At 38.8% G+C, this 5,062-nt stretch carries 5 protein-coding genes; 2 read left to right on the top strand and 3 right to left on the bottom strand.

Annotated elements, in window-relative coordinates; genetic code table 11:
• On the bottom strand, positions 1–349 hold a 349-nt coding region (locus AC52RT_RS18250), incomplete at its 3' end, for a metallophosphoesterase (protein ID WP_495542067.1).
• A 98-nt stretch (positions 350–447) separates the two neighbouring features.
• Between AC52RT_RS18250 and mgtE the strand changes: the two genes are divergently transcribed.
• Both mgtE and fabI read left to right on the top strand, forming a co-directional pair.
• Positions 448–1,815: a magnesium transporter gene (gene mgtE / locus AC52RT_RS18245; RefSeq protein ID WP_495542066.1), complete on the top strand. Its 1,368-nt coding sequence runs from the start codon at positions 448–450 to the stop codon at positions 1,813–1,815.
• Positions 1,816–1,909: 94 nt separating this feature from the next.
• Positions 1,910–2,680, top strand: coding sequence for an enoyl-ACP reductase FabI (gene fabI / locus AC52RT_RS18240; RefSeq protein WP_495542065.1), 771 nt, complete (start codon positions 1,910–1,912; stop codon positions 2,678–2,680).
• Positions 2,681–2,728: 48 nt separating this feature from the next.
• Here fabI and AC52RT_RS18235 read toward each other — a convergent pair whose 3' ends face one another.
• Positions 2,729–3,877, bottom strand: a complete 1,149-nt coding sequence (locus AC52RT_RS18235) for a Ger(x)C family spore germination protein (RefSeq protein ID WP_495542064.1) — start codon at positions 3,875–3,877, stop codon at positions 2,729–2,731.
• The coding region (locus AC52RT_RS18230) for a spore germination protein (protein ID WP_495542063.1) at positions 3,874–5,062 on the bottom strand (1,189 nt) is incomplete at its 5' end. The genes AC52RT_RS18230 and AC52RT_RS18235, both read right to left, overlap by 4 nt.

Below are 5,062 nucleotides of genomic sequence, written 5' to 3'. Positions count from 1 at the left end.
ATTGCTTTTTAATCTTTTTCTGTTGATCAATCGGCAGGTTCTCATATTCTGCAACGGTTGTTTCAAGACCATGAGAGTGCTGAACTTTGTTGCCAAGAAAGTAACGGTACAACTTATTGCAATGGTTACCGGGAGAATAATAAGCATGGTTACTATGGACAAGATTATATACGGTTTTTACGACTTCAAGAGATTGTGCTCCACGGTCTGTGAGGTCTCCGACAAAGCCTAATTTTCTGCCGTTTGGATGTATAGGATACCCTTTTTCCCATGAGTAGCCTAATTGTTTCGTTAATTGGGTAAATTCATTATAACAGCCATGAATGTCACCAATAATATCGATATGCATAGTTCACATCCTTATATTTACTTTATCTTATTATCTACCATGCAGCTACTTTACATGAAAGGAAAGAATTTATAACTAATACGAAAGGGGGCTATTGTATGACAGCACCAATGGAGGAAGAAAACCTTCAACGAGAGAAAATGAAGGAAGCCTTATATTCAGACAATCTACAAGGATTCCGAGAAGAATTTATTGAGCTTCATCCTTATGATCAAGCCCTCTTTTATTCAAGTTTGGAGAAAGAACTTCGATCAAAGGTTTATCTGTTTCTGTCTCCAGAAGAAATGGCAACCATATTTGAACACATTGAAAATGAGGAAGCCGAATATGAAAACCTGCTTTCTGAAATGGTTCCAGCTTATGCAGCAGATATGCTTTCAGAAATGTATGCCGATGATGCAGCGGATGTCTTAAACGAGCTGGGTCAGGAACAAGCCGGCAGCTACTTGACCATTATGAATCATGATTCGGCCGTCGAATTAAAAGAGTTATTGAGCTATGAAGAATATACAGCTGGCAGTATTATGACCACTGAATTCGTAGCCATCGAAGCTAACCAAACAGCGCGTTCTGCGATGTATATACTAAAAAAAGAAGCCCCAAAAGCGGAAATGATTTATTACCTTTATGTAATTGATGATCAGGCGAAGCTTGTTGGTGTTTTGACACTTCGTGATTTACTTGTTGCTGATGATGAAACTATGATTGCTGATATTATGCAAGATCGAATTCAATTTGTTTCAGTAACGGAAGATCAGGAAAATGTCGCACGTACTATGCGAGATTATAATTTCCTTGCAGTGCCTGTAGTTGATTTTGAACAGCGCCTATTAGGTATTATTACAGTAGATGATATCATGGACGTCATGGAAGAAGAAGCTTCAGATGATTATTCCAAACTGGCAGGTGTATCAGATTTAGACCGTGTGGAAAAAAATTCGTTCACGGCTGCGAGTAAACGTCTTCCATGGCTGATTATCTTGTTATTCCTGGGCATGTTTACTGCTAGTCTAATCGGCAGATTTGAAGAAACGCTTAGTCAAAAAGCAATTCTAGCTGTATTTATACCGCTTATCGGAGGGATGGCCGGAAATACCGGTACACAGGCTTTGGCGGTTGCTGTACGGGGGATTGCGACGGGTGATTTAGAGAATGAGAGTAAATGGAAGCTAATTATCCGTGAGGCAGGAACTGGATTAATTACAGGGTCTATCTGCGGTATTTTAATTACGGTTATTATCTTCTTTTGGCATCATGATTTACTGCTGGGTCTACTCGTTGGAATCTCCATATTTTTAACATTGATTATTGCAACATTGGCAGGATCATTGATTCCGCTAATGATGCATAAAATGAACATCGATCCAGCTGTAGCTTCTGGACCGTTTATTACGACGATTAATGACATTATTAGTATTTTAATCTATTTCGGCTTAGCCACGTTGTTTATGAGTTATTTACTTTAGACGCATGTTGAAAGATGCTTTCCATGATTCCAAAGATTTGTTATACTTTTATTACTAGGTACTAATAACTCGTATCAATCAGGAGGACTAATTCATGACTCTTTCTTTACAAGGTAAGACATTTGTCGTTATGGGCGTAGCTAATAAACGCAGTATTGCTTGGGGAGTTGCCCGCTCCCTTCATGCATTTGGAGCTAAAATAATCTTTACATATGGCCGTGACCGGACTGAACGCAGCGTTCGGGAATTAGCAGCAACACTTGAAGACAATGCACTTGTTTTACAATGTGATGTCTCAAAGGATGAAGATATTGAAACGTGTTTTGCTTCTATCAAGCAACAGGTCGGGATCATTCATGGGGTTGCACACTGTGTGGCGTTTGCCAATAAGGAAGAGCTCAATGGCGAGTATATGAATGTAACGCGTGAAGGATTCATGCTTGCTCATAACATTAGTTCATATTCGTTAACGGCCGTAGCCAAAGCAGCAAAAGACCTTATGACTGAAGGCGGAAGTATTATTACGATGTCTTATCTTGGCGGAGAACGCGTACTGCCTAATTACAACATTATGGGAGTAGCTAAAGCATCGCTTGAAATGAGTGTCCGCTATCTGGCCAATGATCTAGGACCGTTAGGAATTCGCGTGAATTCAATCTCAGCTGGTCCTATACGTACATTATCAGCCAAAGGAGTCAGTGACTTTAATTCAATTCTCCATCAGATTGAAGAAGAAGCACCGCTTCGCAGAACAACTACACCAGAAGAAGTCGGCGATACAGCCGTATTCCTTTTCAGTGAGATGGCTAGAGGCATAACAGGTGAAAATCTGCATGTAGATTCCGGTTATCATATTATGGGATAAATGAAAAGCTCAAGAAGCCAAGAGTGGTTGGCTGTTCTTGAGCTTTTTTTATTCAAAAACAGGAGTTAACTTATCTTTTCCTGAGTTTTGAAGGGTTACGTTAATATCTATCGAATCAATGAGATCCTTTGTTAAGGGAATTCGACCGTCCTTTTCGATTTTTTTCCATGTTTTATTATGCTCTCTATATAGTATTTCGGATAAGTGAAATACATCAACCCCTTTACTTGCCCCATATTTATAGCTGGTTTTGATTTCATTCTTTAATACTTTTCTAATTTCCTTCTCAAAGTCATTCATCTTGGTTGGTTGTTTCACTAATTCAATATTCGCTTTTAGCCTCAATTTGATTTTGAATTTGACTTCATCGCCTCTAACAATAGGAATGACTTTTTCTTTTTTATCATAAACCACCGCAGTAATTACTTTATCTGTACCTTTAAAAAGATCAATATTATCTCGCGTAAAGTCTTTAAATATGAGCCGGGTTCCGCCAATTTTATCTTTTGGAAATATTCCATAGTATTTCTTTTTTGAGACTACAGCTACATCCTGAATTAATATATTCTTTCTCGATTCCTTTTCTCCAAACCATTGCTTAGTGATTTTTATAACAGGCAGTGCAGCTACATGACTTGGTTCATCAAGTCTAATGATGAGTTCTCTTAAATCAAGAGGCTGAATCAATGAACTCTGTTTAAAATTACCCTCTGGGTCACTCAGCCTAGAGAAAGCCATTGAGACGCTCTCGATTGGACCGATTTTCATCGCTTCTTTAAGCTCTTCTTTAGTTGCGTAATAGAATATTCTATATCTGGTCTCTCGGTAACGATCAAGAAAATCAGTAGCGGGTCTTAATAAATCATTTTTTAACGCTTTTTCAGAAAAAATGATAAATGATAAATGGCCCCAATATATTCGCCGATCTGAGGTGTGGTACAAGTTGAAAATTGCTTCATCAAGTGTTTTTCCAGCAGCACGACCGACATCTACTCGATTTGGAATTGAACTTCCGCCTTCTGTTTTGGCTAAGCCGCTCATATTCATAATTTGTAAAAACACGACAATCTCACCATCTTTATAATCTATGCCCATACCAGTTGCGTACACAAGACGCTCGGGTTCAGTAGTATCCCAACATCCTGAAAGAATTAGGGTGCAAAGAATGATGGATAGGTATTTAACTGATTTTTTCACTGTTCACCGTCCCCCTGAGGCCTTTTATCTTCTGGAGAAAACATAGAAGGTCTGCTTTTGATTTGTTTAGCAGGCAGGCGAAGCATTTCTCTTAATAAGTTTTTCAAATTTAAATTAGCTGTAAAGTCTAAATAAGGAATTCCGAATGTCCTCATATTACTCAAATGAATCAAAATGAATAGAAGTGAAAAAAAGTATCCAAATAAGCCTAAAAAGGAAGCAAATAAAATCGTAAACAGTCGGAGGACACTTATCGCCCCAATTAATGACTGATTAACCAAGGTAAAGGTAGCGACAATAGAACCGGAAATGACGACAAGCATAGCCGGGCTTGTTAGACCAGAACGGATGGCTGCATCACCTATAATCAAGCCGCCGAGAACACTTAAGGTGGTACCGATGCTTGGTGGGAGACGCATGCCAGCTTCTCGGAATATTTCAAACATGATGACCATAACAATGGCCTCTAATGAAGAAGGAAGCGGTAGGCCTCTTCTAGCCTCTACAACGGTGGCGAGTAAGATGAGCGGAATTTGGTCTTGGTGAAAGGTCGTCACGGCCACCCAAAAACCAGGCAATAGGGCGGCAACAAAGATACCAAAGATTCTTAGTAATCGTTCAAAGGAAGCAAAAACACTGTTATATTCATTATCTTCTCCCGTTTTTAAGAGTAAAAATAAGTTAGCAGGAGTAATGATTGCATAGGAAATGCCATCAATTAATAGGATAATTCGTCCTTTTAAAAGAGATTGAACAGCAGTATCAGGTCTTCCGGTATAATCATATCTCGGAAATAGAGGTGCTGGTTTTTCAATCAATTCCATCAGCTGATTGCCGCTGTATATACCATCGACATCAATCTGTTTAATTTTTTCTACAATCCCTTTCACAATTTCTGGATTTGCTGCATCCTTTACATATAACAGTGAAACCTTTGTTAAAGAACGTCGACCTACTTCAAACTGCTCGTTTTGTAGCGATTTAGAACGCAGTCTTTTTCGAATTAAAGCGGAATTGATAATTACATCTTCTATGAAATTATCTCTTGGTCCCTTTATCGTCGTTTCTGTTGCCGTATCCTCAGGTGTACGTTGAGGCCGATTGGAAATTCCAACAGAATAAAGCCGATCATAACCATGAAAAAGGATGATTGCTTTACCAGAAAAAATATCGCTGACTAGATCC

It is taken from the genome of Peribacillus sp., from assembly GCF_059453735.1.
Note: the sequence above shows the minus strand (reverse complement) of the source record. Positions and strands in the feature narration are given on the sequence as shown.